This window comes from Vibrio sp. 10N.261.54.E10 (assembly GCF_002877735.2).
GTDB classification, from domain to species: Bacteria; Pseudomonadota; Gammaproteobacteria; order Enterobacterales; family Vibrionaceae; genus Vibrio; species Vibrio crassostreae_C.
Genome location: NZ_MCXE02000003.1, coordinates 192,503 through 218,270, shown reverse-complemented (window position 1 = coordinate 218,270; position 25,768 = coordinate 192,503). Strand labels below are relative to the sequence as shown.

The 25,768-nt window shown below is 46.5% G+C and carries 20 protein-coding genes and 1 pseudogene; 5 read left to right on the top strand and 16 right to left on the bottom strand.

Features of this window, described 5'->3' with window-relative positions:
- Positions 1 to 70: 70 nt before the first annotated feature.
- Positions 71 to 1,222 (bottom strand): CNNM domain-containing protein, encoded by a 1,152-nt coding sequence (locus tag BCU07_RS19895; RefSeq protein ID WP_102429032.1) that lies wholly within the window; start codon positions 1,220 to 1,222, stop codon positions 71 to 73.
- A gap of 270 nt (positions 1,223 to 1,492) precedes the next feature.
- Here BCU07_RS19895 and hupA point away from each other — a divergent pair, with 270 nt between their 5' ends.
- A complete protein-coding gene (gene hupA, locus BCU07_RS19890; protein WP_004729753.1) occupies positions 1,493 to 1,765 on the top strand; it encodes a nucleoid-associated protein HU-alpha in 273 nt (90 codons plus the stop codon).
- Between the two features lie 47 nt (positions 1,766 to 1,812).
- Positions 1,813 to 2,511 (top strand): DUF1481 domain-containing protein, encoded by a 699-nt coding sequence (locus tag BCU07_RS19885; RefSeq protein WP_017063655.1) that lies wholly within the window; start codon positions 1,813 to 1,815, stop codon positions 2,509 to 2,511.
- 181 nt (positions 2,512 to 2,692) lie between these two features.
- Here BCU07_RS19885 and purD read toward each other — a convergent pair whose 3' ends face one another.
- Positions 2,693 to 3,982: a phosphoribosylamine--glycine ligase gene (gene purD, locus BCU07_RS19880; RefSeq protein WP_017062702.1), complete on the bottom strand. Its 1,290-nt coding sequence runs from the start codon at positions 3,980 to 3,982 to the stop codon at positions 2,693 to 2,695.
- A 214-nt stretch (positions 3,983 to 4,196) separates the two neighbouring features.
- Positions 4,197 to 5,807 carry a bifunctional phosphoribosylaminoimidazolecarboxamide formyltransferase/IMP cyclohydrolase gene (gene purH / locus BCU07_RS19875; RefSeq protein ID WP_102429031.1) on the bottom strand — a complete coding sequence of 537 codons (1,611 nt, stop codon included), beginning with the start codon at positions 5,805 to 5,807 and terminating at the stop codon, positions 4,197 to 4,199.
- A gap of 325 nt (positions 5,808 to 6,132) precedes the next feature.
- On the opposite strand from purH, the gene zntR reads away from it, so the two are divergent.
- Complete coding sequence (zntR, locus tag BCU07_RS19870; RefSeq protein ID WP_102429030.1) at positions 6,133 to 6,573, top strand: Zn(2+)-responsive transcriptional regulator; 441 nt, start codon at positions 6,133 to 6,135, stop codon at positions 6,571 to 6,573.
- An 88-nt stretch (positions 6,574 to 6,661) separates the two neighbouring features.
- On the opposite strand, the gene fis is transcribed toward zntR, so the two are convergent.
- The 9 genes and pseudogenes from fis to BCU07_RS19825 all read right to left on the bottom strand — a co-directional run bounded on the left by fis (position 6,662) and on the right by BCU07_RS19825 (position 16,449).
- The gene (gene fis, locus BCU07_RS19865) at positions 6,662 to 6,958 is read right to left on the bottom strand and encodes a DNA-binding transcriptional regulator Fis (RefSeq protein ID WP_004729744.1); all 297 of its coding nucleotides are present in this window, start codon (positions 6,956 to 6,958) and stop codon (positions 6,662 to 6,664) included.
- A 23-nt stretch (positions 6,959 to 6,981) separates the two neighbouring features.
- Positions 6,982 to 7,950, bottom strand: coding sequence for a tRNA dihydrouridine synthase DusB (dusB, locus tag BCU07_RS19860; RefSeq protein WP_032546269.1), 969 nt, complete (start codon positions 7,948 to 7,950; stop codon positions 6,982 to 6,984).
- 140 nt (positions 7,951 to 8,090) lie between these two features.
- A complete protein-coding gene (gene prmA / locus BCU07_RS19855) occupies positions 8,091 to 8,978 on the bottom strand; it encodes a 50S ribosomal protein L11 methyltransferase (RefSeq protein WP_017055901.1) in 888 nt (295 codons plus the stop codon).
- 170 nt (positions 8,979 to 9,148) lie between these two features.
- Complete coding sequence (accC, locus tag BCU07_RS19850) at positions 9,149 to 10,492, bottom strand: acetyl-CoA carboxylase biotin carboxylase subunit (RefSeq protein ID WP_102429029.1); 1,344 nt, start codon at positions 10,490 to 10,492, stop codon at positions 9,149 to 9,151.
- Positions 10,493 to 10,507: 15 nt separating this feature from the next.
- Entirely contained in the window at positions 10,508 to 10,960 is a 453-nt protein-coding gene (gene accB, locus BCU07_RS19845; RefSeq protein WP_017062707.1) for an acetyl-CoA carboxylase biotin carboxyl carrier protein, read from the bottom strand.
- A 74-nt stretch (positions 10,961 to 11,034) separates the two neighbouring features.
- Positions 11,035 to 11,484 carry a type II 3-dehydroquinate dehydratase gene (gene aroQ, locus BCU07_RS19840; RefSeq protein ID WP_010435475.1) on the bottom strand — a complete coding sequence of 150 codons (450 nt, stop codon included), beginning with the start codon at positions 11,482 to 11,484 and terminating at the stop codon, positions 11,035 to 11,037.
- A gap of 322 nt (positions 11,485 to 11,806) precedes the next feature.
- Positions 11,807 to 13,756, bottom strand: coding sequence for an acetate--CoA ligase (gene acs, locus BCU07_RS19835; protein ID WP_009844693.1), 1,950 nt, complete (start codon positions 13,754 to 13,756; stop codon positions 11,807 to 11,809).
- A 218-nt stretch (positions 13,757 to 13,974) separates the two neighbouring features.
- Complete coding sequence (locus BCU07_RS19830; RefSeq protein WP_017062708.1) at positions 13,975 to 14,607, bottom strand: 3'-5' exonuclease; 633 nt, start codon at positions 14,605 to 14,607, stop codon at positions 13,975 to 13,977.
- 10 nt (positions 14,608 to 14,617) lie between these two features.
- Positions 14,618 to 16,449: pseudogene (locus BCU07_RS19825) on the bottom strand (DUF294 nucleotidyltransferase-like domain-containing protein).
- Between the two features lie 232 nt (positions 16,450 to 16,681).
- On the opposite strand from BCU07_RS19825, the gene BCU07_RS19820 reads away from it, so the two are divergent.
- Together BCU07_RS19820 and BCU07_RS19815 are read left to right on the top strand one after the other, a co-directional pair.
- On the top strand, positions 16,682 to 17,878 hold the full coding sequence (locus BCU07_RS19820; RefSeq protein WP_102429027.1) for a 3-phenylpropionate MFS transporter: 1,197 nt from the start codon (positions 16,682 to 16,684) through the stop codon (positions 17,876 to 17,878).
- Between the two features lie 118 nt (positions 17,879 to 17,996).
- A complete protein-coding gene (locus BCU07_RS19815) occupies positions 17,997 to 21,428 on the top strand; it encodes a PAS domain-containing hybrid sensor histidine kinase/response regulator (RefSeq protein WP_032545914.1) in 3,432 nt (1,143 codons plus the stop codon).
- 118 nt (positions 21,429 to 21,546) lie between these two features.
- Here BCU07_RS19815 and BCU07_RS19810 read toward each other — a convergent pair whose 3' ends face one another.
- From BCU07_RS19810 to BCU07_RS19795, 4 genes are all read right to left on the bottom strand, one after another.
- Positions 21,547 to 22,932 (bottom strand): class II fumarate hydratase, encoded by a 1,386-nt coding sequence (locus BCU07_RS19810; RefSeq protein WP_017062713.1) that lies wholly within the window; start codon positions 22,930 to 22,932, stop codon positions 21,547 to 21,549.
- Positions 22,933 to 22,944: 12 nt separating this feature from the next.
- Entirely contained in the window at positions 22,945 to 23,331 is a 387-nt protein-coding gene (locus BCU07_RS19805) for a hypothetical protein (protein ID WP_017068852.1), read from the bottom strand.
- A 200-nt stretch (positions 23,332 to 23,531) separates the two neighbouring features.
- Entirely contained in the window at positions 23,532 to 25,235 is a 1,704-nt protein-coding gene (locus BCU07_RS19800) for a sodium:solute symporter family protein (protein WP_017062715.1), read from the bottom strand.
- A gap of 10 nt (positions 25,236 to 25,245) precedes the next feature.
- Positions 25,246 to 25,512: a DUF4212 domain-containing protein gene (locus BCU07_RS19795; protein WP_010435433.1), complete on the bottom strand. Its 267-nt coding sequence runs from the start codon at positions 25,510 to 25,512 to the stop codon at positions 25,246 to 25,248.
- Positions 25,513 to 25,768 lie beyond the last annotated feature (256 nt).

Sequence of the window (25,768 nt, the reverse complement as noted above, 5' to 3'; positions counted from 1 at the left end):
GGCTCCCTAGGGAGCCTTTGTTGTATCTGACGGTATCAAATTTAGATTAAGCGTCTTTTTTGTCTTCGTTCTACACTTTGTCTTTTGATGCCTTATCTTTTGATGCGTCGTCGTCATTCGTTGATTTTGCATCTGAAGAGTCGTTGTCTGCTGGAGTTTCTTCCTCGTCCTCGTCATCGCGGTTTTCGATAACACCGTGTGTCTCTTTCCACTTCTCCCAGCGTTGGAACGCCAGTTCTTGCATGTCAGTCGTCTTATCCGCTTCGTCGACAATCTCTTCGCCCACTAGGTGCTCAAAGATGTCTTCTAGGGTGATGATGCCCTGAATAGTGCCGTATTCGTCCACAACTAAAGACAGTTGCAGGCGGTTTGCCATCATCTGGTCAAAGGCCTTAGCCAAGCCCATGTTGTTCAGCAACACGTGGATAGGGCGCATTACTTCACCCAAAGCTTTCTCACCACAACCGGCTTGCTGCAATCTAAACAGCTCTAAGCGGTGAACAAAACCGATGATGTTGTCACTCTGCTCGCTGTAAACCAGCGGACGTGAGAATGGCGTGTCTTTATGTTGTTCTAGGAACGTATTCACACTCATTTCCGCATCAACACGGAATACCACTGGGCGCGGCGTCATTACCTGAGTCACGGGTACATCTTGAATACCCAGTAGGTTGCTCAGGATTTTTGACTCGCCTTCTGCAAATTCACCGCTCTCTTTTGCCAAAATCGCCATTGCAGATAACTCATCACGCATTTTTGGTGCTTGGTGGCCACGAGCAAGACGTTTGGTGATCTGTTCTGAGAACCATACAAACGGTGTTAGGAAGAACACCATCCAACGAAGCACGCTTGCCGAAGCAGGAGCAAGTTGACGCCAGTAGGTTGCACCAATGGTTTTTGGAACAATCTCAGATAATACCAAGATACCTAGCGTTAGCACGGCAGAGAAGACACCTAACCATTGGCTACCAAAAACGACAGCCGCTTGTGCACCTGCTGTCGCAGCACCGATAGTATGGGCGATGGTGTTGAGCGTTAAAATTGACGCAAGCGGGCGGTCAATATCTGTTTTCAGTTTGTCTAAAGACTCTGCTGCAGGGTGCCCATTTTGTTTTAGTTGAGCAATGTAGCTCGGACTAATACTCAAAAGTACAGCTTCCAAAACAGAACAAATGAAAGAAACTCCAATAGCAATGGAGATGTAAATAGATAGCAGCAGCATGTTTGCCCTTAAATTAAATTGTACGCTTTAGCAGCGATTCAGCGTGGATTATAGTGAAAAAGTAGTGGCTAGGTCATCATTAATTTTGCTCTCAGCCCCTTTTAAACAAGGGCTTGCTTAATAAAATCAGTAACAAATTGTGAGTTATTACTCATATTATGGCTAAAACTACGGCATTAGAGCTAAAGATCGACGACAAACCTTTGCCAGATGGGGCATTTATGTTTTAGAGTGAATTGAATTCAAAAATACAAAGAAGGGAAACCTAAAATGAACAAGACTCAATTAATCGACTTTATTGCTGAAAAAGCGGACCTTTCTAAAGCACAAGCTAAAGCTGCTCTAGAAGCGACTCTTGGCGGTGTTACAGATGCTCTTAAAGATGGCGATCAAGTTCAGCTAATTGGTTTTGGTACTTTTAAAGTAAACCACCGTGCAGCTCGCACTGGTCGTAACCCAAAAACTGGTGATGAGATCCAAATCGCTGCTGCAAATGTTCCAGCATTTGTTGCAGGTAAAGCGCTGAAAGATTCAGTGAAATAATCTAAACTGTACCGAGGTAGTCGTATTCCACCTCGGTACAGGTTTTTATGAAAAAAGCATTTCTTCTCGTTTCACTATTATCTACATTTCTTATTGGCTGTTCTTCAACAAGCCCTCGCAAAAACCTAGAGCAATTTGAAACTCACACTGGCGGCCAAGTCATGGGCGACGCGACGAGTTTCTACTGGGTTACAAACAAGCTAACACAACCTCATACTTCAGCTGACTACGTCACTGTCGGCGATTACGGCTGGTACCAAACTGATTATGCTTGGTCAGAAGGCGTGCTTCGTGAATTCATTCGTGAAGGCGAGCAGCGTAACTCTTCTAATGAGCTGGTTCCCTATCGAGTCCATGTGCGTTTCAATAAGTCAGGCGAAGCTGTGTATCAACAGTATCGTATTGATAGCAAAATCTTACCTATCCAAGCCAAGCAGCTTGAAAACTATCAGAAAGAAGCGACGTCGGTTCTAGAGACCACAACGAAGCAGCATGATGAAGGGCTTAGGCTGATTCAGGGTTACTGGAATGGCAGCTCTTTTAAAACGTGCGCTGGTGGTGAGTTTGATCGCATTGAATTTAACCAGACCTTGCCAGGCTTCGTGATTGACCGATTGGCGTCTGTGGAAAGCTATGCGGCGTTTCTTGGCAGTGATTCACTGGGTAAGATGAGCGTGGAAGAGTTACTGATGCTGGCTGAAGACAGCCATGATTGTGTCGTTAGGCCATCATTGTTGAAAGAATAGCGAGTAATCAAAGGATTGAGAGTATTTGGCCTACTGTAGGCCAAGTGCCTATTTGTCTGTACAAATACAGATTCTTGTGTAAATGAGATAATAAAAGGCGCCTATTGAGGCGCCTTTTTCTGTTATTCACTTGCTGTCATTTGCTTACTGTTATTGGAAAGTAAGCGAGCAACAAGATTGTTTACTGCTCTTGTTCGCGCGCAATCGCACGGTAACCAATATCATTGCGGTGGAACATACCATTCCAGCTAACTTGCTTCGTCAACGCGTAAGCGCGCTCTTGAGCCTCAGAAACCGTATTGCCCAGTGCTGTTGCACAAAGTACACGACCGCCGTTTGTCACAACGTCGCCAGCTTCATTATTTGTCGTACCCGCGTGGAAAACCTTTTGGCCTTCAACTTCGCTTGTTGGTAGTGAAATAACGTCACCTTTTGCGTAGTCAGCAGGGTAACCGCCAGCCGCAAGAACAACACCGATAGAAGCGCGTGGATCCCACTTCGATTCTGCTTCGTCGAGCTTCTCGTCGATAGCCATTAGGCAAAGTTCAACAAGGTCTGACTCCATACGCATCATGATAGGTTGCGTTTCAGGGTCGCCAAAGCGGCAGTTGTATTCGATAACTTTAGGTGTGCCGTCAGCATCGATCATTAGGCCAGCGTAAAGGAAACCTGTGTAAGGTGCGCCTTCTGCGTCCATACCACGTACCGTTGGGTAGATAACTTCCTCAAGGATACGGTTGTGGATTTCTGGAGTTACAACCGGCGCAGGAGAGTAAGCACCCATGCCGCCCGTGTTTGGCCCAGTGTCTTTGTCGCCAACACGTTTGTGATCTTGGCTGGTGGCCATAGGAAGCACGCTAGAGCCGTCAACCATTACGATGAAGCTTGCTTCTTCGCCTTCGAGGAACTCTTCGATAACAACGCGGCTGCCTGCTTCGCCAAAGGCGTTGCCCGCTAGCATGTCTTTGATTGCGTCTTCTGCTTCTTCAAGGGTCATCGCAACGATAACGCCTTTACCTGCCGCAAGACCGTCAGCTTTCACTACGATAGGAGCGCCTTGCTCGCGAACGTAAGCGATAGCTGGCTCAATCTCAGTGAAGTTTGAGTAGTAACCTGTTGGGATATCATGACGAGCTAGGAAGTCTTTAGTGAATGCTTTAGAGCCTTCAAGCTGTGCTGCAGCTTGAGTAGGGCCGAAGATTGGCAAACCTACTTCGCGGAATGCATCAACCACACCGATAACCAATGGTGCTTCAGGGCCCACGATAGTCAGTTCGATTTTTTTATCTTGAGCAAACGCGACTAAACCAGCGATGTCTTCAACGCCGATGTTTACGTTCTCTAGTTTTGGCTCAAGTGCAGTACCTGCGTTACCTGGAGCGATGAATACTGTTTCAACGTTTGGGTTTTGTGCTGCTTTCCAACCTAGTGCGTGCTCACGACCGCCGGCACCAATAATTAATACATTCATTTTATTTTACCTTTGATAGCTTCATCAGATTACCTATTTCGGCGTCAAACATGCTCACTTATAGTCATAAGCTCCGCGTGTTTTCCTTGAACTAGGCAATCTGATTTTGCTCTAAAAATTAAAATTTCTATTAACGTTGATGAGTAAAACGCCAACATTAATGAACGGTTAAACGAATAAAAAAGGCTCTAGGAAAACCTAGAGCCTATTCTGATTAGTGGCGGAAGTGACGCATGCCCGTAAAGATCATCGCCATGCCGTGCTCGTCTGCAGCTGCGATAACTTCGTCATCACGCATAGAGCCGCCCGGTTGGATAACACACTTGATGCCAGCCTCTGCAGCCGCGTCGATACCGTCACGGAATGGGAAGAATGCATCTGATGCCATCACACAGCCTTCAACCTGTAGACCTTCGTCTGCAGCTTTGATGCCTGCGATTTTCGCAGAGTAAACGCGGCTCATTTGGCCAGCGCCAACACCAATTGTCATGTCGCCTTTCGAGTAAACGATAGCGTTAGATTTAACGTATTTCGCTACTTTCCAGCAGAATAGAGCATCTTTCAATTCTTCAGCTGTAGGTTGGCGCTTAGAAACCACTTTAAGGTCATCTTCAGACACCATGCCTTGGTCGCGGTCTTGAACTAGCAAACCACCGTTAACGCGTTTAACGTCAAAGCCAGTTGTCTTCGTTGTCCACTCACCACACTCAAGTAGGCGAAGGTTTTTCTTAGCCGCTACGATTGCTACTGCTTCAGCAGAAACTGATGGTGCAATGATAACTTCAACGAATTGACGCTCAGTGATAGCCGTTGCTGTTGCAGCGTCTAGCTCACGGTTGAAAGCGATGATGCCGCCAAATGCAGACGTTGGGTCTGTTTTGAATGCACGGTCGTAAGCTTCTAGGATGTCTTCACCTAGTGCAACACCACATGGGTTAGCGTGCTTAACGATCACACATGCTGGCTGGTCGAACTCTTTCACACACTCAAGTGCTGCGTCGGTGTCAGCGATGTTGTTGTAAGAAAGGGCTTTACCTTGAATCTGGCGAGCTGTAGAAACTGATGCTTCTTCAGGGTTTGCTTCAACGTAGAATGCGGCTGCCTGGTGGCTGTTCTCACCGTAGCGCATGTCTTGCTTTTTCTCGAACTGTTGGTTGAACGTGCGAGGGAATTTAGACTCTTCGTCAGCCTTCTTTCCTTCTTCATCAAGTAGAGAGGCACCGTAAGATGGAACCATAGTGCCGAAGTAGTTTGCGATCATGCCGTCGTAAGAAGCGGTGTGCTCGAATGCTGCGATAGCGAGGTCGAAGCGAGTCTCTAGTGTTAGAGATTTATCGTTCGTGTCCATTTCAGCGACAACGCGCTCGTAGTCGTGTGCGTTAACAACGATCGTTACGTCTTTGTGGTTTTTCGCTGCAGAGCGAACCATTGTAGGGCCGCCGATGTCGATGTTCTCAACAGCATCAGCAAGGGTACAACCTTCTTTAGCAACGGTTTCTGCGAATGGGTATAGGTTTACAACAACCATATCGATAGGGTTGATACCGTGAGTTTCCATCACGTCATCATCTTGGCCACGACGGCCTAGAACACCACCATGAACTTTTGGGTGCAGAGTCTTAACACGGCCATCCATCATTTCTGGGAAACCAGTGTAGTCAGATACTTCTGTAACAGAGATGCCTTTATCAGCAAGCAGGCGAGCAGTGCCACCGGTAGATAGGATATCTACACCACGGTTAGCAAGAGCTTGTGCAAATTCAACGATACCAGTTTTGTCTGATACGCTGATTAGAGCGCGGCGAATTGGACGAGCGTTATTCATGCTTCCATCTTCCTCAAATTCATGGGGTTAAAATAAAGATATTTGCCAAAAAAGAACTTGTTTCTATCTTCTTAGCGTGGATTATCTTAGATACCAGTAAGAGATAAAATATTGGCCAGTTTTGGTAAAGACCTTTTGGGTTAGTCTTATGATTAAGCTATAAGATAACCAACTCCAAATTTGATGGCGCAGATTCTAACTAATTTATTACAAAAAAGCTCGCGCAATCGTTTGGCATCTCAAAATTAATTATGAAAAGTGCCATTTTAGCCTGAAAAGTAACGATAAGGTTAATTGTGGAATGGACGAAACAGTAGGAAAAAACATGTTTCAGATCGGTGAATTAGCGAAGCGATGCGGTGTGACAGCCGATACCTTGCGATTTTATGAGAAGAATAACCTGATCGCGCCAGCCAGTCGCAGTGACTCGGGTTATCGCCTATATGATGAAAATAACCAGAAACAGGTGACGTTTATTCTCAAATCTAAAGCGTTGGGGCTGAGTTTGGACGAGATTAAAGAATTGCTTGAGATTCGCCTCGAGGCCACACAGCACAGTTGCTCTGAAGTGAAGTCGATTACCTCAGCAAAATTAGAGATGATTGATGAGAAGATTACCGAGTTAACTAAGATTCGCACCGCACTTAAAAAGATTAATGATGCGTGTTGTGGTCACGTAGACGATGATGCAAGCCATTGTTCGATTCTAGCAGCCTTGGATTCCGCAAACGTCGACAAAGGGCGCTGTTGTCGCACTGGAGAGTAATCAGCCACTATCACGGATCGACAAGCCAAAAAAAAGCCAAACTCAACAATGAGCTTGGCTTTCAATTCAATAAATTACGAAAGAACGATTAGTTCATGCCGTATTTTTTAAGTTTCTTGCGAAGAGTACCGCGGTTAATACCCATCATGGTTGCTGCGCGAGTTTGGTTACCGCGAGTGTACTGCATGATAGTGTCTAGTAGTGGCTGTTCAACTTCAGCTAATACTAATTCGTATAACTCGCTGACTTCTTGACCGTTTAATTGAGCAAGGTAATTTTTCAATGATGCTTTAACTGAGTCACGTAGTGGCTTCTGCGTGATTTGGTCTTGTGATGTAACTGTAGTTACTGTCAATGCTTCTGAAGTCAGATTTTGTTCGAACATATTCGGTCTAGCTCTTCTCGTAATTATGGTGCAACGTTATCAAAAAAACCTTCTAGCGCTTCAAGCTGCAGATCACCTGCTTCGAATGCGTTGAAGGTACGGCGAAACTCACTCGCTTGTTCATGTTCTTTTAGATACCAACCCACATGCTTACGAGCGATGCGAGGGCCTAAAAACTCTCCATAAAATTCATGTAGAGCGTGCACATGACCAAGCATGATGTCTTTCACTTCCGAAATCGGGAGTGGGTCCATCGTGGTGCCGTTTTCCAAATAGTGTAGGATTTCGTTAAAAATCCAAGGACGTCCTTGGGCAGGTCGACCTATCATTAAAGCATCAGCGCCGGTGTACTCCAGCACAAACTTCGCTTTTTCCGGACTATCGATATCACCGTTAGCGATAACCGGAATAGATACTGCTTGTTTCGCTGCTTTAATGTGTTTGTATTCTGCCTCACCTTTGTACATACAAGCGCGAGTTCTTCCATGGAGCGCAAGAGCTTGTATGCCGCAGTCTTCGGCTATTTTCGCGATTTGGACACAGTTTCTATTGTCTGTATCCCAGCCTGTGCGCGTTTTCAACGTTACTGGAACGTCGACAGCATTTACCACCGCTTTCAGAATGTCTTCAATGAGTTCTGGATGCTGCAGTAAAGCTGAGCCCGCAAGCTTCTTATTCACTTTTTTGGCTGGACAACCCATGTTGATATCGATGATTTGCGCACCGTTATCGACATTAAATTGAGCAGCCTCGGCCATAAGCTGTGGATCTGCACCAGCGATTTGTACTGAACGAATGCCCGATTCGCCTTCATGTACCATACGCTGCTGAGACTTTGACGTTTTCCAAACTTTCGGATTGGAGGACATCATTTCACTGACTGCCATCCCCGCACCGTAGCGAAGACACAACTCACGGAATGGTCTATCCGTTACGCCAGCCATAGGAGCGACGATTAGATTGTTCTTAAGTTGATAATTTCCGATTTTCAAAAATGTCATCACAGTTCTGTACCAGCAAGGGCGCGCATTTTACGCATTTTTTCGCTGCGTGAAAAGACTAATATTTGAGCATTTACAATTTGTTTTTGTAATTTGTTTAAATTTCAGTCAATTAGCGCCCAAAGTCTTGTCTAGCCTTGCTTGCGACCTGAGATTCGACACCATTCTTGTTGTTCGATGATCGGATCAATGTGAAGCTCATCACGATAATAAGTGGCAACATCTTCTGCTTGTGTATCTAAAACACCCGACATCGCAAGTACACCATTTGGCTTAACTAGGCCCTTGATGATGCCAGAAAGGTCGCGTAATGGACCCGCAAGAATGTTGGCAACAACAACGTCTGCTAGCAAACCTTCCGGTTGATCTTGTGGCAAGAACACCTCTAGTTGCTCAGCAACGCCATTGCGTTGTGCGTTGTCTTTTGATGCAAGCAGAGCTTGAGGATCAATGTCGATCCCGATAACTTTTGCTGCGCCTAGTTTGATCGCAGCGATCGCTAGGATGCCTGAGCCACAACCGAAGTCGATCACGGTTTTGCCTGCAAGGTCTAAGCCTTCAAGCCACTCAAGACACAATGCCGTTGTCGGGTGAGTACCTGTACCAAATGCAAGGCCAGGGTCTAGCATTACGTTAACAGCGTCAGGTTCAGGGATATCGCGCCAGCTAGGGCAGATCCATAAACGCTCACCAAACTTCATTGGGTGGAAGTTGTCCATCCATTCACGCTCCCAATCCTTGTCTTCAATTTGCTCTACTTTATGAGCAAAGTCTGCAGGGAACATGTTGCTTGCTTTAATCTGCGCTAGAACGACACCAGTATCAGTCTCAGCGTCGTAAAGCGCGAGAATGTCAGTATCACCCCAAAGGCGAGTTTCGCCTGGCAGAGGCTCAAATACAGGGGTATCTTGTGCATCCAGGAAAGTTACAGAAAGAGCACCAGTCTCTTCCATTAACATGTCGCCGATTTGTTCGGCATTTTCATTGGTAGCATTAAGCTTGATTTGAATCCAAGGCATGGCTGCATCTTCTATATGAGAAAAATTGGATGGCGAGTCTAGCAGAAAATATGAGCAAATTCACCAAAACCCCACGGAATATAATGGGGATTAAAGATTGATTTTTTCGGCGGTTCAAAAACAAAAATGCTCACCGAAGTGAGCATTTTGACTGTTCTTAAACGAACGGATTATGACAAACCAAGTTTCTTCTCAAGGTAGTGGATGTTTGCACCACCGTGTTGGAAGTTTTCGTCGTTCATAATAGACAGTTGAAGCTCAGTATTAACGTTAATACCTTCAACAATCATTTCACCCAATGCGTTCTTCATACGAGCGATAGCAACATCACGGTTCTCACCGTAAGTGATCAGCTTACCAATCATTGAATCGTAGTGTGGTGGCACTGTGTAACCCGTGTAGATGTGAGATTCCCAACGTACGCCCATGCCGCCTGGTGCGTGGAAACGTTCAATCTTACCTGGTGAAGGTAGGAAACGAACTGGATCTTCAGCATTGATACGACATTCGATTGAGTGGCCACGCAGCTTAATGTCATCCTGAGTGAATGATAGAGGCTGACCAGCTGCAATACGTAGCTGTTCTTTCACTAGGTCGATACCCGTTACCATTTCAGTAATCGTGTGTTCAACCTGGATACGAGTGTTCATTTCGATGAAGTAGAATTCACCGTTCTCGTATAGGAATTCAAATGTACCTGCACCGCGGTAACCGATCTCAATACATGCACGAGTACAACGTTCGCCAATGTACTTACGCATCTCTTCAGTGATACCTGGAGCTGGCGCTTCTTCCACAACTTTCTGGTGACGACGTTGCATTGAACAGTCACGCTCACCTAGGTGGATAGCATTACCTTGGCCATCTGCAAGCACTTGTACTTCAATGTGACGTGGGTTTTCTAGGAATTTCTCCATGTAAACCATGTCGTTGTTGAAACATGCTTTTGCTTCAGCACGAGTCATCGCGATAGCTTCTGTTAATTCTGCTTCAGAACGAACAACACGCATACCACGACCGCCGCCGCCGCCAGATGCCTTGATGATAACTGGGAAGCCAATGCGTTTAGCGTGCGCTTTGTTTTTCACTTCATCATCATCAAGAGGGCCGTCAGAACCTGGTACACAAGGTACGCCAGCTTTCTTCATTGACGTGATAGCTGACACTTTGTCACCCATCATGCGAATGGTTTCAGCTTTAGGGCCAACGAAGATAAAGCCACTGCGCTCTACCTGTTCTGCAAAGTCTGCATTTTCAGATAGGAAGCCGTAGCCAGGGTGAACAGCTACTGCACCTGTAACTTCAGCTGCGCTGATGATACGAGGGATGTTTAGGTAGCTATCGATACCACGAGCTGGACCGATACAAATGGTTTCGTCTGCAAGCAGTACGTGCTTAAGGTCACGGTCAGCAGTTGAGTGAACCGCTACCGTTTTAATGCCAAGCTCTTTACATGCACGCAGAATACGTAGTGCAATCTCACCACGGTTCGCGATTACTAATTTATCTAACATAATGAGTGCTCTCTATTATTCGATAATTACTAGAGCTTGGTCGAATTCTACTGGTTGACCGTCTTCAACTAGGATAGCTGTTACAACACCAGATTTATCAGCTTCGATTTGGTTCATCATTTTCATTGCTTCAACGATACATAGCGTTTCGCCAGCAGTTACAGATTGACCAACTTTAACGAATGGTTTTGCGTCTGGGCTTGGAGCGCCGTAGAAAGTACCAACCATTGGAGAAAGAACTTGGTGACCAGCTGGAACTGCAGGAGCTGCTGCTTCTGCTGCTACAGGTGCCGCCGCAGGAGCTGCTGCCGCTACAGGTGCTGGAGCAGCTGCATATTGAACAGGTGCTACAGGTGCAGTGCTGTTACGACTGATTCGTACTGACTCTTCACCTTCAGAGATTTCTAGCTCAGAAATACCAGACTCTTCAACCAATTCGATTAGCTTTTTGATTTTGCGAATATCCATTGTTTCTTTCTCTTTATCTGTTAATTGAACTTACTCTATGACTGAGTAGGTTAGTAATAGTTCGTTGTTTATGTTTACTTTGAGTTGAGCTTGCTGAGCGCAGCGGTCAAAGCAAATTGATAACCTTGGGCACCTAAGCCACAAATCACACCTTCTGCTTTATCAGATAGGTAAGAGTGGTGACGGAATGGTTCACGCGCGTGAACATTCGATAGATGAACCTCAATAAATGGTATGGCAACGCCAAGTAGTGCATCACGCAGTGCCACACTGGTATGTGTAAAGGCTGCTGGGTTGATAATAATAAAATCAACATTTTGATAAGCACTATGGATAGCTTCAATCAGTTCGTACTCACGATTTGACTGTAAGTGAGATAGCTCAACATCGTGTGCTTTCGCTTGCTCGGTCAGTGAGCTAATAATCTGGTCAAGTGTTTGAGAACCGTAGTGTGCGGGCTCTCTAAGGCCTAACAGGTTAAGGTTTGGGCCATTTAAAACTAGAATGCGAAACTTTGTAGACATCGTGGGGCTATCTTCCTTTATCGTGTTTACGAACGTGAATGTTGCCATTTTATTGAAAATTTGCGGTTAATTTCCAGTGAGAAAAACCCAAATTTAAAAATTAGAACCAGATTATAGCTAATTCAGCGCAAATCGCAGCAATTTACTGGTCTAATCTCCTATTGATACAGCTTGGAATTGTTACCAACTTAACAAAAAAGCGTCTTAGCCTTAATTTGGGGCGGGATATTTGAGATCAAGATCAGCCATAAAAAAACCGCCACATAGGTGACGGTTTAGAAAGTGCTGTTTTAAACAGTGATTAGCTGCTGTGACTGGTTGCTTATGCCAGTTCTGCTTTCTCGGCAATCAGCTTATCAACCACACTTGGGTCGGCCAGTGTCGAGGTATCACCTAGGTTACCTGTATCGCCAGTCGCGATTTTACGCAGGATACGACGCATGATTTTACCCGAACGAGTTTTTGGTAGAGAGTCGGTCCAGTGCAGTACATCTGGCGTTGCAATTGGGCCAATCTCTTTACGTACCCAGTCTTTTACTTCTTTATGAAGCTCTGCGGTTGGGAACTCACCATCATTCAGCGTGATGTAAGCGTAAATCGCTTGGCCTTTAATATCATGAGGGATGCCCACAATCGCGGCTTCTGCAATCTTATCGAACGCGACTAGAGCCGATTCAATCTCAGCAGTACCCATACGGTGACCTGATACGTTAAGTACATCATCGACACGCCCCGTAATCCAGTAGTAACCGTCTTCATCACGACGAGCGCCGTCACTGGTGAAGTACATGCCTTTAAAGGTCGAGAAGTAAGTCTGTTCGAAGCGGTCATGATCGCCATGAACGGTACGCATTTGGCCTGGCCAAGAGTCAAGAATCACTAGGTTGCCGTCTGTTGCACCCTCAATGATGTTACCCATGTTATCAACCAGTGCCGGTTGCACACCGAAGAATGGACGAGTTGCAGAGCCCGGTTTCAGGTCTGTTGCGCCTGGTAGCGGTGCAATCAAGATACCGCCCGTTTCTGTTTGCCACCATGTATCAACAATTGGAGATTGCTCATTACCGATTGTTTTGTAGTACCACTCCCACGCCTCTGGGTTGATAGGTTCACCCACTGAGCCCATGATTCTTAGGCTGTCACGAGAAGTACCTTCAACGGCTTCATTGCCTTTCGCCATCAATGCACGAATAGCCGTTGGCGCCGTATAAAGAATATTAACTTGGTGCTTATCGACCACTTCGCTCATGCGGCTGGTGTTCGGGTAATTTGGCACGCCTTCAAACAGAATCGTTTTTGCGCCATTAGCAAGCGGTCCGTAAACAAGATATGTGTGACCGGTAATCCAACCCACATCGGCTGTACACCAGAAAGTCTCGCCTTCTTGGTAATCGAATACGTATTTGAAGGTCATCGCAGCATAAACAAGGTAGCCACCTGTGGTGTGCATAACGCCTTTAGGTTTACCTGTTGAGCCTGACGTATAAAGGATGAATAGTGGATCTTCTGCGTTCATCTCTTCTGGTGGGCAATCTGCAGATACATTAGCAATAGCATCGTGCCACCACACATCGCGATGTTCGTGCCATGCCACATCACCGCCAGTGCGTTTGAATACAACAACCTTCTCGATGTTTTTCACTTCAGGGTTCGTCAGTGCTTCATCGACATTCTTTTTCAGTGGAACAGCACGGCCGCCACGCACGCCTTCATCGGCAGTGATAACGACTTTAGAATTTGAATCGATAATACGACCAGACAGTGCTTCTGGTGAGAAACCACCAAATACGACTGTGTGAACCGCACCGATACGGGTACACGCCAGCATGGCTACTGCCGCTTCTGGCACCATTGGCATGTATAAACAAACCACATCACCTTTGCGCACGCCTTGCTCTTTTAGAGCATTCGAAAACAGGCACACTTCTTTATGCAGTTCATTAAAAGTTAGAGTTTTATCATCTGCCGGGTCATCGCCTTCCCAGATGATAGCGACTTCATCACCGCGCTCAGCAAGGTGGCGGTCGATACAGTTAGCCGAAACGTTAAGCGTGCCATCTTCAAACCAGCGAATATCAATGTGGCCAGGATCGAAAGAGGTGTTTTTTACTTGTGTGAAAGGTTTGATCCAATCAACGATTTTTCCGTGTTCACCCCAAAAGCCTTCAGGGTCAGAAACAGATTGCTGGTACATGGCTAGGTAAGTGTCATTATCCGCGTGTGTGGTTGATTTAATATTTTCTTTTACCGGATAAACGTGGGCTTCACTCATTGCATCTCTCCTTGTGCCTACATTCCTAATGAACTGGCAACTTCCTTTGTGTTCAGTTTCTAGGTCTATTACAGAACCGTCTTTGTGTTATCACTCTCGGCTAGGACGGCGATTTCCACAATTAGACTTTAGGATGAGACGCTGCTTTTCACTTACAAAATAGCGAGTTAAGTTCAATTTTGAGATGTTGCTCTCTATGTGAAGCGCCAGTGGTTGAATTAAGAATAAGAAGAGTTGAAACGGGGAAGGTCACCATGTTTCAGGCGCACAAAGATCAGCGCAGCGGAGATAGCGTCTTGTAATGCATCATGTTTATTGACCGGGATAGGTAAATCGAGTTGGCGACAGATGGCGTCCATACTGAGATCAAAATAGGCATTGGGCAGCTGTCTTTCGAGTTTGTCTTGATAGAGTTGGCTCACTTCGACTAATCGGTTAGGCAGTGGAAATCCAAGCTGTTTTAAACAAGCGCGGTCGAGAATTTTTTTATCATAGCGGATGTGATAGCCGACTAAAGGACGATTTCCAATGAAGTTCAGTAGCTCGATTAAAGCCTGTTTTTCTTCGATGCCGTGCTTTAGATCTTGATGACGGATACGGTGGATTTTTATTGAATTGCAATCGAGCGATTGGGGGGCGCGCAACCGGACTTCAAAAGGTTGGCTGGTAATGATTCGGTTACCGATGATCTTGGTCGCGGCAATGGTAACTAATTCTGCCTGATTGGGATCTAGGCTGGTGGTTTCACAATCGAGCGATACATATTCATGATCAATAGGCGCGGTAAACAGAGGCTGATAGAGGGAGCCTTTGAGCTTGTGATGCCAGTAATAGCGAACCAACCTATTCATCGTTCAATGCCTAATCCCGTATCTGATAGTGGTAGCCGAGCCATTGCTTGAATTTCTTCACCACGTGCAGGCTATGACGAAGCAGATCCCTGTCTGCTCGTTCCATCAGTTTGACGTTAATCTTGTTGCTGCTGTGCTGCTGAGAAAGCCTTTGGGCTAAGCGCCACTTAAAGAATTGCTTGAGTGCTTCACTGAGATTATCGGCAGTACTTTGCTCTAATACTTTCTTGCTGACCAGCTGCTCAATGCGTTCGAAGGTGTTGTTGACCGTGACACCATGTTCTAGGCAAAGCGCTCTCACACCATGCACGATAGGGAAAATACCGCCTTGTTTGATATCGAGTCCGGACTTAGATTGCTTCACATTACCAAACAGGGTCAGGGAACTGAGAAGTTCAGCGCCGGGCGGCAGAACTCCGTCAGAATCAATTCTTGTCCGAGCATTAAATCACTGAGGTGCTGCTTTACAGGTTTTAATAACTCTCTATTCCCCGCTACTGCGTGTGCATCTGCCATGATCGCGATATCCATCACGGTGTCTGGCGTGGCTTTTTTTACCCAATGGGTGAGGGTTTGTTTCCACTCTTGTTCTGAATGCACCCATTTCGGATTGTTGACCATTACGTTGCCCGGGCACAGTGGGTAACCCAATTGTTGAAGGGTATGGGTGAGGTCGTTCATGGCACTTTGGCATTGATGCCATTCCAAACCATCTTGAATAATCAGAGCGTTGTCTTGATCGGTTTTGAGAATTTGCTCTCCACGCCCCTCAGAACCCAACACGATTAGGCAGCAATGATTATGCAGTGCAGGTGGGATCACCAACTCAAAAGCCTTCTCTATGATCTGTTCGTTGACCGCAGAAATCAGCTCCATGATAAAGCGTGTGCGAATCCCATTACTGAGCAAGCTCTCGACCAGTTGACGTTGTTTGTTGGATGCCATTGCCAATTCTTCAACGCTGGTGGCGCGCGCAATACGCAAAGTAAGAACGTGGGAGTGTGTGGAGAATGCACTGAGAATCTGTGTCATATCCACCATGCCGACCGCATTTTTACCATCACAAACCATCAACCTTTTTACTCGATTTCTGGTCATGGTAATCATGGCGTTAAATAAGAAATCGCCTTGGTTCACGTGCATCACCGGAAACGTTGCGATCTCACCGACAGGCGCATCCAGTGTGAAATTATCGAGCATCACAGCATGCAATAAATTGGTTCGAGTGACGATTCCATACGACAAGGAACATGATGATCCAAAAGCTTTTGGATCATTATGTTCCAAATGGACTAGGGCCGAGTCTAACCCTTGTTCTTTAAGGGTTTGAGTGACTTGGTTGATCGGTTGGTTTGGTTCAAGTATCAGTGGTGGGTGATAGATAGAGTCATCCACTTTGGTTAATATAAACTCGGCAAGATTCTGTTGCTGCTGGGCGGCTTCTATCAAAGCTTTTCGTGTTGATAGGTTGCTATCAAAGTAGGCAGCGAATTGGCCATTGGCGTGGTAAAGCTCAAGAAAAATATCGGTGGGCAGCAGATAACTTAATGTATCTTCGAGTGCGATATATTGGTGTTTGGTGTGGGGTTCAAACTGGCTGCGGACATCAAAAATATCGTCATTGGCATAGTGTGCGTAAATCTCACCATCACTGCTCGCGCGCTCTTCAACAGCTCCTTTGATCAAAATATGCAGGTGTCGGCTCGGCCTTTCAGCTTCCAGTATCACTTCTTGAGAGCGGTAATACACCACGTCTAATGAAGAGCGAAGCTTCAACTGTTCGGCGTCGGACAGGCTATCGAAGGGCGGGTGCTGCATATTAAATTTGTCAGGCATAAGCATCACAAGAAGAAATGGGAGTCTTTAATCAGTCTGACAAAATACCAGCGAAGCTCCAGACGACTTTAGTCTAAATGCGAGTATGAGTATTGATGAGCGTGAAATCTCTTGTTGAAATGCGATATCCAGACCCATTGAATATGGGAATACTATCCCAGTAATAATTCCCTTTTTCATCGTATGCGAGATAGGCATAATTGGTGCTGCCTTTTTCCGCACACTTTATAGGTCATTTATGTTTAGCCCTTCACCCTATGGCTGGATCTCTCAGTATTTTCTTGGTTTCTTTTTTGCGTATGGCGTGTATTTGCCATTTTGGGCGTTGTGGTTTGAAGACCAAGGCGTGTCTGCTGGTGATATTGGCATATTGATTGGTATCGGCTTTGCGACTCGTTGTGTGGCCAACTTAGTGATTACGCCGCGTATCCATAAAGTGGAACACTTGATGCCAGCGCTACGCTGTTTGAGTTTCGCTGCGCTGCTGTTTGTCGGTTTCCACTTCTTCACCGGTGGCAGCTTTATACTGATGTTGTTGGCAACGGTACTGTTTAACCTCTGTTGTGGGCCGATCATTCCTCTTTCTGATGCGATGGCTAACCATTACAGTCGTTTGAAAATGCTCGACTACGGCCGAACTCGTCTTTGGGGATCAATTGCCTTTATCGCAGGTTCAACGGTTGTTGGCTATTTGGTGGCACAATTCGGCACCGACATGATTTTGTATACTGCGCTTGCCGGTGTGTTGCTGTCATTGATTCTTGCGATGAGAAACCCCAATGTGATGCCAGTAACACAATCTGAGCAACAAGCGGCGCGACCAAAACTAGGTGAACTGCTGCGTGAGTCGTCAGTGGTAAAGTTTTTAGCCTTGATGGCGCTGCTGCAAGGTAGTCATGCGGCTTACTACAGTTTTAGTGCGATTTATTGGAAAGAAGCGGGTCACTCAGAAGCTATCATCGGTTATTTGTGGAGTTTAGGTGTTGTTGCTGAAGTGGCCGTATTTGCTCTGAGTAAGCGATTATTCTCAGGCTGGTCACTGCGTACTTTGTTTGTCGTCGCGGCTATTGGGGTGATGGCGCGTTGGGGTATTACCGCATCAACCACGGCGATTTTTGCACTGGTGATGGTGCAGTTGCTGCACGGTGTGACATTTGCCATGGCACACATCGCCGCGATTCAATACATCCAATCTGAAGAACAAAACAAGATGGTTGCGCTACAAGCCCTGTATAACGCGATTCCATTAGGTGCCTTTATTGCACTGATGACCACCTTAAGTGGTTGGGGTTATGAGCTTTGGGGCGCAAATATCTTCTGGGGCATGGCTGCAATGGGTGCACTTGCTCTGTTCATTAAGTTGGATGAAAGAAGTTCAGTGGTTGAGATTAATCAATCAGATTCGGAACAGTCAGAATCTCACAGCAAATGCTGATAATTAGAGTCTAAAGCACAGAATTTAAGCGATGCGATTGAGTTAATCACCCATCCTTAGTTAAATGAAACCTCTCCCTTATGGAGAGGTTTTTTTATGGATGAAAAAAGGGTTTTCAATGCAAGGATGGATAGTAATTCCAGTCTCTTTAGCCTACTTGGGCGTGTTATTTCTGATCGCTTGGTATGGAGACAGGCAGGTTCGTTGGCTATCGCGTTGGCGCCCGTGGATCTATAGCCTTTCGATTGCCGTGTATTGTACCTCTTGGACCTTCTATGGAACGGTCGGGCAGGCGAGTAACAACCCTTGGTCTTTTTTACCCATTTACCTCGCCCCGATTCTAGTCTTTACACTAGGCTGGCGGATCTTGGCGCGGCTGATCCTGATTGCGAAGCGGGAACATATCACCTCCATTGCCGACTTTATCGCGGCTCGTTATGGAAAATCTCAGGGCTTAGCGGTGGCGGTGACGGTTATCGCCGTGGTTGGTATCCTTCCTTATATTGCTCTGCAACTGCGTGGTATTACCATGGGGTTGGATATTGTTGCACCCAACCTAGCGGCTGACTTCGGTTATCAGGACTATCATGTGTCTTGGTTTGTGGTCGGTGCTTTGGCTATTTTCACCATGCTGTTTGGTACAAGACACATTGATAACACAGAGCATCACCGTGGCATGATGATGGCGGTGGCGTTTGAATCCATCGTTAAGCTCGCGGCATTCCTGATCGTTGGCCTATTCATCATGTATCTGGCGATGAGCAGCGACAAGATCGACTTGCTTGATGTGGCGGCTTCCACCTACGAATCACCCAATATTCCGACCTTAATTATTCATACCGTTTTGACCATGTTGGCGATTGTCTGTCTGCCACGCCAGTTCCATACCATGGTGGTAGAGAACGAACGTCCTCAAGACCTGCATACCGCTCGTTGGTTGTTTCCGCTTTACCTGATTTTGATGGGACTGTTCGTGCTGCCAATTGCTTGGGCAGGACAAGGACTACTTACTGGTATGCCAGCGGATACCTATGTGATCAGTGTGCCAATGTCAGAAGGCGCTAATCACATTGCCTTGCTGGCTTTCCTTGGTGGTACGTCTGCGGCAAGTGGCATGGTGATAGTGTCGACCATCGCCTTGGCGATCATGGTGTCGAATGATTTAGTGATGCCATTGTTACTGCGCCGTATGCGCCTAACTCAAAGAACCCATCGACACTTTTCTGGCCTGCTATTGGTGATTCGCCGCGGGCTAATTTTACTGCTGTTACTGGGTGCTTGGCTGTTTTATCAGGCGCTCGATACCATCCATTCACTGTCAGCGATTGGCTTTCTTTCCTTTGCTGCGATTGCTCAATTCGCGCCAGCACTTATTGGTGGTTTGTACTGGCGCCCGGGTAACCGCAAGGGCGTGTATGTCGGCTTAATGGTGGGCTCGTTGATTTGGCTGATTACCTTGATGAGCCAAACCAGCATGTTGGCTGGCGACAGTGAAAGTAACCTTTTACTGTGGATTATCACGCCGCCAGAACTGCTCAGTAGCTGGAATATCAGCAGTTCAAACTGGGGCATTGTGCTGAGTATTGTACTTAATACCTTGTGCTATGCCGTGGTTTCGATGACGACTCGCCCAAGCCTAAGTGAGCGCTTACAATCAGCAGCATTTGTTGGCACGCCGCTGCCTGAAAACGAGAATATCAGCCTTTACCAGAACCGAGTGACGGTCGCTGAATTAGAGATGCTGGCGTCGCGTTTTGTAGGCCGTAAGCGTGCCAAAAGTGCCTTACACAGCTATTGGCAACAACACGGTCAGCCGCTGCTTCCTAATCAACAAGCGCCTGCAAGTCTGATTCGACACGCAGAGCGCGTGCTCGCCGGAGTATTCGGTGCTTCGTCTGCTAAGTTAGTACTTACTTCCGCTTTACAGGGAAGAAACATGCAGCTTGAAGAAGTCGCGACCATCGTGGATGAAGCTTCGGAACTGTACGACTTCAGCCGTGGTTTACTGCAAGGCGCGATTGAACATATTGGCCAAGGCATCGCAGTAATCGACAAACAAATGAGGCTGGTGGCGTGGAATCAGCGCTATCTAGAATTGTTTGAGTTCCCTGCTGGTTTGATACAAGTGGGCAGGCCGATCTCCGATGTGATTCGCCATAATGCTCAGCAAGGTTTGTGTGGCCCGGGTGACCCTGAAGATCATGTGCGTCGCCGTGTTTATCATTTGGAGCAAGGCACTCGACATACCTCTTCTCGCATTCGTCCTGATGGTCGAGTGATTGAAGTGCAAGGTAACCCGATGCCAAGTGGTGGCTTTGTGATGAGCTTTACCGACATCACGGTATTCCGACAAGCAGAGCAAGCGCTAAAAGATGCCAACGAAAGTTTGGAATCGAGAGTGCATGAGCGAACTCAAGAACTCGAAAAACTGAACCATCGCTTGGTAAAAGCCACGCAGATTTCGGATCAAGAATCACAATCTAAGAGTCGTTTTCTAGCCGCGGTAAGCCACGATTTGATGCAGCCGCTCAATGCCGCACGTCTATTTGCTTCGTCACTGTCTGAGGTGGCAAAAGAGCAAGAGGTGAAGCAATTGTCATCTCACATCGAGAGTGCACTTGGCGCCGCAGAAGATTTGATTGGTGACTTGCTGGATATCTCTCGATTGGAGTCCGGAAAGTTAGAAACCAACATTCACGCGATTGCCGTGCATGACGTATTAACCAATTTGAACGCGGAATTTAGCGCTCTAGCGAGACAACAGAAAATTGAGTTTAAGATGATTCCGTCGTCATTGTTCATTCATTCAGACCCTAAGCTGTTGAGGCGTGTGATTCAGAACTTTTTGACCAATGCGTTCCGCTATAACCCGGAAGGGAAAGTGGTACTGGGTGCGAGAAGAGTGAATGGACAGGTTCGAATTGATGTGTGGGATAATGGAACCGGTATCGATGAAGACAAGCAACAAGAAATCTTTGAAGAGTTTACTCGTGGCAGCCAAGTACGAGCCGATCAAGGATTGGGGTTAGGGCTGGCTATCTCGAAAGGTATTGCTCATGTGCTTGGCCATCAAATTTCGATGCGCTCATGGCCGGGGCAAGGCAGTGTTTTTTCCATCACCTTAGCTAGAGCGGAAAAAGTGGCTCCAGTTGTGCAAGCTTCGACGCCAATGGCGACCAGCGACATCGAACATCTCAAGATATTGTGTGTCGATAATGAACGAGAAATCTTAGTCGGTATGGAAAACCTGATCGGACGTTGGGGCTGTGAGGTTAAGACGGCGGTTGATTTGGTCGAAAGCTTGCAGTGCCTAGATGAGGGTTGGCTACCTGATGTGATTTTCTCTGATTACCGTTTAGATAATGGCAGAACGGGTCTCGAAGTCCTGCAGCAGTGTCGCTTGCGCCTCGGAGACTCTTTTGAAGGGGTCATCATTAGTGCCGATAGAACCGATGACATGTTGGCAGCGATAAAGGCCAACAGCTTTCGCTTTATTGCCAAGCCAGTGAAGCCACTTAAGTTAAGAGCGGTCTTGAATCGAGTGAGCTAGTTTGGGTTAACAGGCTCGGATTAGTACGTTCGTGAGCGGATAGTGAAAAGGCCTCAGATGAGGCCTTTTTTGTCTCTGTTTTTTTTTGCGAACGCCGATTCGCTTGTTAATTCAATAACTAACCAGCAATGCCACCTTGTGTCAGTGTGGTTGGATCAAGCAGTTTACTGAGCTCTTCTCGGCTAAGATCGGTTTCTCTTTCTGCGACATCCAGAATTGGTAAGCCTTCTTTGTAAGCTTTCTTGGCAATATCAGCCGCCTTCAAGTAGCCAATCACAGGGTTAAGTGCGGTCACTAGGATTGGGTTCTTTGACAGTGCCAAATCGAGATTGTCTTGGCGTACCGTGAAGGTCGCGATGGCTTTGTCCGCTAAAGCGACTGAGCTGTTTGCCAATAACTCAATACTTTCCAACACGTTATGAGCAATCACTGGCAGCATCACATTAAGTTGGAAGTTACCTGATTGTCCGGCTACGGTAATGGTGGTGTCGTTGCCAATGACTTGCGCCGCCGCCATAGCTGCAGCTTCTGGAATCACAGGATTTACCTTGCCAGGCATGATCGATGAGCCTGGTTGTAGAGCCTGTAATTCAATTTCCCCTAAGCCAGCCAACGGCCCAGAGTTCATCCAGCGAAGATCGTTTGAGATCTTCATGATCGCAACTGCTGCCGTTTTGAGCTGACCTGACAGCGCAACGATCGCGTCTTGACTGCTGAGGCTAAAAAAGAAGTTTTCACTCGAGCTAAAACTGATCTTTGTCGATTGAGACAGGTTACTCGCAAACTTATCGGCAAAGCGTGGGTCAGCATTGATCCCTGTTCCAACCGCAGTACCACCTTGTGCTAAAGCCTTGATAGCGGGCAGGGTGTTCTCTATTGCTTGCTTAGCGTGTTCTATCTGAAATTTCCAACCACCTAGCTCTTGAGCAAAGGTCATTGGCATCGCATCCATTAGATGAGTGCGGCCGGTCTTCACGACCTCCGCAAGTTCCTGTTGTTTGATGGTGAGTGCTTCAGAAAGGTGAGTTAATGCAGGTAATAGCTTATTTTCAGCCATCAAAGCAACGCTCACTTGAATTGCGGTTGGCACCACATCGTTACTGCTTTGGCCCATGTTGACGTGATCATTGGGGTTCACGTCGCCTTGCAAGCTTCTTGAGGCAAGCGTAGCAATCACTTCATTGGCATTCATGTTGGAACTGGTACCTGAACCGGTTTGGTAGACATCGATAGGGAATTGATCGAGGTGTTTACCCTCAATGATCTCTTGGCTGGCTTCGGCTATCGCGTTGGCAATATCACCTTCCAGTAGACCTAACTGAGCATTGGTATCTGCCGCTGCCTGTTTAATTAACGCCAGTGCTTGAATAAAACTGGTCGGCATCTTGTGAGAGCTAAACGCGAAGTTATCCGCTGCACGCTGAGTTTGTGCTTGGTATAGCGCATCGGCAGGGACTTTCACTTCGCCCATGCTGTCTTTTTCAATCCGAAATTGTAGGGTCATGTTCTATCCTTGTTAGCCAAGTGGGGCTTGGACTTGTTTTAGTGTTTGGCTGAGATTCAAAAAACGCGCTTGGCCTTGAGGTTGCTGGCAGTAGTGGCGCTTCAAATAAAATAGTGGTGAGTGAATAGAGTCTAGGCAGATATGACGAAAGGCGAAACTGCGCTGAGGAGACTCAATCGCTTCAATCAAATGAAAGAAAACTTGGCGTAGATACAGCTCGCACAACAAGATGTTTTCTTGAGCGGCATGCTTTTCATAGTAAGCCGAAAGCGTCAGTGCACACTCGATATACTCTCGAATTACAAACGGCTCATGGCCTTGAACTTGTTCTAATGAAGCAAAGCGATCCTGTGCTTTGTAAAATCTCGAATAGAGAACCTGCTGCTCTTTCATCATCATCTGCATCTCTTTATTGGATGTTAATGATAATTATTATCAAATAAAATTTTAAAAACAACCCTTTGTTTATCTTTTTATAAAGTGAGCAGAAAAAGAAAAAGCCGATACACGAAGTATCGGCTTTCTGGAGTCAGTACCTAATCCCTACAATGTAAGTACTGATTCATTTTTTGCTAAACATCTTTGTTTAATGGTCGTGCTTAGTGGTCGTGAGCTTCACCTGCACCTTTCGGGTAACGGATGTTCTCAACCATATCTTGTACATCTTGTGGTACTTCAGCAGTTACTTTGTTTACAGCAATCGATACTACGAAGTTTAGACACATACCTAGCGTACCGATGCCTTCTGGGCTGATACCAAACCACCAGTTTTCAGGTGTGCTTGCTGCTGGGTTAATGAACTTGAAGTAGATGATGTAGCTTGCTGTGAAGGCAATACCTGACAACATACCTGCAATTGCGCCTTCCTTGTTCATCTTCTTGTAGAAGATACCTAGGATAATCGCTGGGAAGAAGGATGCTGCGGCTAAGCCGAAGGCAAACGCTACTACCTGTGCTACAAAGCCTGGTGGGTTAATACCTAAGTAACCGGCACCGACAATCGCGACCATGGCTGCCAGACGAGCGGCTAACAGCTCCTGCTTGTCGGTCATGTTTGGTCTGAAGCCTTTCTTCAACAAGTCATGTGAAATCGACGTTGAGATGACCAATAGTAGACCCGCGGCTGTTGATAGTGCGGCTGCTAGGCCACCGGCTGCAAGCAGTGCTACAACCCAGTTTGGTAGTTTCGCTAGCTCTGGAGAAGCCAGTACGATGATGTCACGGTTAATCTTCATCTCGTTGCGCTCATCGCCCGAGTAGAACATTTTGCCATCGCCGTTCTTATCTTCCCAACCTACTAGGCCAGTGCTTTCCCAGTTTTTGTACCAGCTTGGTGCGTCCGCTGCAGCGACACCTTGCATGTCAGGGCCGTTGATTGTTTCGATCATGTTTACACGAGCGAATGCTGCAACGCCTGGTGCTGTTGTGTATAGCAATGAGATGAACAGTAGTGCCCAACCCGCTGAGATACGAGCATCACGTACTTTTGGTACCGTGAAGAAACGAATGATTACGTGTGGAAGACCCGCAGTACCGACCATTAGAGCCGCACAGATGAAGAATACATCTACCATGCTCTTGTTACCTTCGGTATAGGCGGTAAATCCGAGTTCTTCGGTCAGTCCATCCAGTTTATCAAGAAGGTAAACATCTGTGCCTGATAGCGTAGAGCCCATACCAACTTGTGGAAGTGGGTTACCTGTCATCATGATTGAGGTAAAGATTGCTGGAACAAGGAAGGCGAAAATGAGGACACAGAATTGAGCTACCTGCGTATAAGTGATGCCTTTCATGCCACCTAGTACTGCGTAGAAGAACACAATACCCATACCAATGATGATGCCTAGGTTAATATCAACTTCTAGGAAACGAGAGAATACAACGCCCACACCACGCATCTGGCCTGCAACGTACGTAAACGATACGAAGATTGCACAGAATACCGCTACCATACGTGCCGTTTTCGAGTAGTAACGCTCACCGATGAAATCAGGAACCGTAAACTGACCGAACTTACGTAGGTAAGGTGCTAAACATAGCGCAAGTAGTACATAACCACCTGTCCAACCCATTAGGTAAACCGCACCGTCGTAACCAACGAATGAGATGATACCTGCCATTGAGATGAATGATGCTGCCGACATCCAGTCAGCGGCGGTCGCCATGCCGTTTGCTACTGGGTGTACACCACCGCCAGCAACGTAGAACTCACTAGTAGACCCTGCACGAGCCCAGATTGCGATGCCGATATATACCGCGAAAGTAATACCGACGAGAATAAACGTCCAAGTTTGAATATCCATGTTCTAGCCTCTAGTCTTCCTGTACGTTGTATTTTTTGTCGAGCGCATTCATGCGGACAACGTAAATAAATATCAGCGCCACGAAGGTGTATATCGAACCTTGCTGAGCGAACCAAAATCCTAGCTTGAACCCGCCAAACTGAACGGTATTGAGGGCATCCACAAATAAGATGCCAGCGCCGTAAGACACCGCAAACCAGACCGCGAGCAGTGTTCCCATAATTCCCAAGTTTTCCTTCCAGTAGGCTTGAGCATGTTCCGTAGATTCGAACGCCATTGCCTTCTCCTTTATTCCGTTTTCGTAGAAACTGTTTTTGTGAAACCGTTTTGTAAAATAGCGTGTTAACGTAATGTTACGATTTAGAATGTAGCAAGGATAAGTCAAGGGATCTGTGCAACTTTAGTCGGGATGGTATTAGCGCTAATGTACTGAAATATGGGAGCTAGGAGACATAACCATAGAAAAATGTGATGTTAAAATGTTGTTAAATTAGCCAAAGGTCTAACAAAAAGGGATGAATTAGACTGCGAGT